At 52.5% G+C, this 3,220-nt stretch carries 3 protein-coding genes; 1 reads left to right on the plus strand and 2 read right to left on the minus strand.

The genetic code is table 11. The annotated features are described in order from the left end of the window. Positions 1-408 precede the first annotated feature (408 nt). A complete protein-coding gene (locus tag ACP5PX_RS07600; RefSeq protein ID WP_428085368.1) occupies positions 409-1,443 on the plus strand; it encodes a polysaccharide biosynthesis/export family protein in 1,035 nt (344 codons plus the stop codon). 8 nt (positions 1,444-1,451) lie between these two features. Here ACP5PX_RS07600 and ACP5PX_RS07605 read toward each other — a convergent pair whose 3' ends face one another. Together ACP5PX_RS07605 and ACP5PX_RS07610 are read right to left on the minus strand one after the other, a co-directional pair. Continuing rightward, entirely contained in the window at positions 1,452-2,894 is a 1,443-nt protein-coding gene (locus ACP5PX_RS07605) for an IS4 family transposase (protein WP_428085366.1), read from the minus strand. A gap of 142 nt (positions 2,895-3,036) precedes the next feature. Continuing rightward, positions 3,037-3,220, minus strand: a 184-nt coding sequence (locus tag ACP5PX_RS07610; RefSeq protein ID WP_428085367.1) for a hypothetical protein, incomplete at its 5' end; no start/stop codon positions are given.

Raw genomic sequence — 3,220 nt, forward strand, 5'->3', positions numbered from 1 at the left:
CTAGTTCCTTTGTGATTAAAAATTTGACCCGAAATCAAGGGCAAAATGAAAATCCTCTTTTTGCAACGGTCTCACGTTATGAACGCCTTGCCTGATCAGCGAAAAATGTTGACGCAGCAGAATACTGTTGGTAAAATGAGGTCGAATTAATCAGCGACAATCAGAGCAAAGGGTTAACCGGGGCAAGGGCCGCGGGGATAGAAACCTCCGGAGGGCCTTGCGTGGCAGAGGAATATTATCGCTTCCTGGAAGAGCCGGATAGTTCCGGTTGGTGTGCTGCCAGGCCGATCGGGGAAGGGCATCAAGGCGATTTCTTCTGGTGGCATGAGGCAGAATTTGCAGAAGGTTCTTGGTAAAAACAATTTAACAGAAGCTGTTAAACGATACGGGGGGGCGGTTTTGCTGGCCGTGGTGTTCATCAGCGGCCCGGCCGGCTGCGGCGGGACGAGGGCCCAGCAGGCCCTGACTGCCCAAGCCTTGTCCCAGATTAAGCCGCCGGATCCAAACAAAGATTTACAGCAGCAGTTACTGGTTCAGGCCAGCCAGGCTTCTCTGGCCCAATACAAGGATTATCAGGTAGGCCGGGAAGATCTGCTGACTATTACCGTACTTGGCCAAGACAACTTGAGCCGGGAGGTGCGGGTCAACGGTCAGGGCGAGATCTCGCTGCCCCTGGTCGGCTCGGTGAAAGTTGCAGGTCTCACCACCCGACAGATCGAACAACGTCTGCAGGAGCTCTATGGCAGTCAATATCTGGTCAATCCTCAAATTAACGTGGCGGTCAAGGAGTATCAACATCAGCGGGTGGCAGTCACTGGTGCGGTAGAGAAACCTGGTTCTTACGAGATCATCGGTCCCAGGACACTGTTGGAAGTTCTGGCTATGGCCGGAGGGTTTTCCAGCAAGCCGGGCAGTCAGGCCGGGGACACCCTGAACCTGATTCGCCACCAGAACGCCCCGGATCTGGCCAAAAGTACCAAGACGGCGACAATACAACCCTTCAGCCCCAAAACGGAGACCATTGTTATTGATCTGCGCCGTCTGGTGAGCGGTCAGGCTCCCGAATTAAATCTACCGGTAAAGAACGGCGACGTCGTTCATGTCCCTTTTGCCGGCACCGCCTATGTGCTGGGAGGAGTGCGTCGCCCTGGACAGGTCTCAGTAAAGGAGAACCTGACCGTTTCCCAAGCGGTGGCCATGGCCGGAGGAGTTGATCCCATATTGGGGACCTATAATATCACCATCATGCGGTTTGACGACCAGGGCAAGCCCATGAGCATCGCCGTCAATCTCAAGGACATCGTTGCCCGGGCCGATCCGGATCTGCCCGTGAAAGATAACGATGTTGTGGTAGTAAATGAGAGCGGCTTGAAGCGCTCCCTCTACATCATCAGAACATTGTTGCCGCTCCCCAGTGGATCGTATAGTATGACCTCATTTTAAGAAATTACTCAAGTTTCGCACCCCTGACACAGGTCTAACTCGTTGATAACAATATCGATTGTATCTACAACGGCACCGAAACTGGCGGAGATAGGGAGTGACCGTTTGAGCCTTTTTAAAGTCGCCGTGAGGAATTGTCGAAAATAGGCGATGATTTTGTCTTGGAATTGAATAAGGCCGATTTCTTCAGCCATTTCGCGAAAGAGGCCGCCGATGGTTTTGGCCGCGTCGCCTTGGGCCTTGACAAAGGCCAAGACATGGAAGCGCAGAAAGGTCAGGGTGGTGGCGCACACTTGGGCGGCAAAACTCCGGCCTTGGTCTTTTCCTAAGCCCAACAAGGTCTTAGCTTCTTTGAAGAAGACCTCAATGGACCAGCGGCACAGGTATTTTTTGACGACCTCGGCGGCGGCCAGGCTCACATCGGTGGTAAAAAAGGCGGCCCACTTGGGCTGCGGCGGCAGCTTGGCGCCAGCGGGGAGATTGACCTGAGGTTCTCGGTAGCCACGGCTGAAAACAATCATGCCGGGAAGGCCATTGGCACAGGTGACCTCCACCCGAGCCAGGTCATAGCCCAGAGCCCGGCAGCGGCTGAGGTTGGGTTTGACCAGCCGGTATAATTCCTCCATGGTATACTCGCGCCCCTGATAGAGGTAGCGGCTTTTACCGGCTTTAAGACGGCCGATGCCATGGACGCCCAACCAGCGGAGGTTCAGGAAAAAGTTCGGCGCAGCAAACCAACGATCCACCAGGACGTAAAGCGCTTTCGCGCCTTTGGCAAGAGCTCGCTGGACCATCTGGAGGCTGACGTCAAACTTGTTTTGCTGGGCCAGCAGCCGCCGCCGGTCTAAGCTGCTGCGGCGCCGGGACACCGTGGCCGCTTGGTAGGCATGTCCCTTTTTATTGGAAAAATGATATTCAAAATCAAGGGGATAGTATCCCTGGGAATTAACCATGAGCAAGGTGAGCAGCTCATAACCCAGCACTGAGCGGCCCCGGCTATGGTCATAGACAAAAGAGACTTCTTCAATTTTTTCGCCTCTTTTCGGGAGAACGGTGGTATCCAGGACGACATAGGCCTCGGTCGGTGCCTGCTGGGACCACCCCAACTGCTGCGCCACAAAGCCAAGAAAACGCCAGAGAAACGAACGCCAACTTAGATCGCGATGTTTCAGACGGTAAAAGGCATCCTTACCAGCCGCGGTCAGAGCCGTCAGATTGAGATGAGCAGGGCCACACAGTCCAGGTAAGTTTAGAAATACAGAAATAAACATGACAAAGACCAAATGCACGGCCGCATAACCTTCACATTTCCTGATGCCAGCCCCGGTAAGATGGCTCTTGAGCCGCAGTCGCTGAAACAGCCGGTTGCACGTCAAATCAAGGGTGGGCAGAGCCTCTTTGAGTGCCGTTTTGATTTGCCCTTGAAATTCATTGATATTTTTGTTATACATAAGGAGGCTCCTTTGTTGTGGTTTGTTTAATCTAATCGATTAGTTATATTACCACAGCCTTGGAGCCTTTGCAATTATAAAAGTAATAGTCAAGTAAAATAATCAGTAATAACTGCCGATACTTGGTGCGAAAGTTGAGAAATTAATCTTTATATAAAAGAACATCAGTGTCCGGCAGGCTTCTTGCAAAACTGAAAAGAGGACGCCGAAAGCCAAAAAAGCCTTCAGCAAGGGGCTTCTTTGCTCTTGTCATCCTGAGCGAAGCGAAGGATCTGAGATTCTTCGGTCGCTTTGCTCCCTCAGAATGACAAAAAGAGACGAAGGAA

The organism is Hadarchaeum sp. (SeqCode), assembly GCF_049969415.1.
In the GTDB taxonomy this organism is placed as follows: domain Archaea; phylum Hadarchaeota; class Hadarchaeia; order Hadarchaeales; family Hadarchaeaceae; genus Hadarchaeum.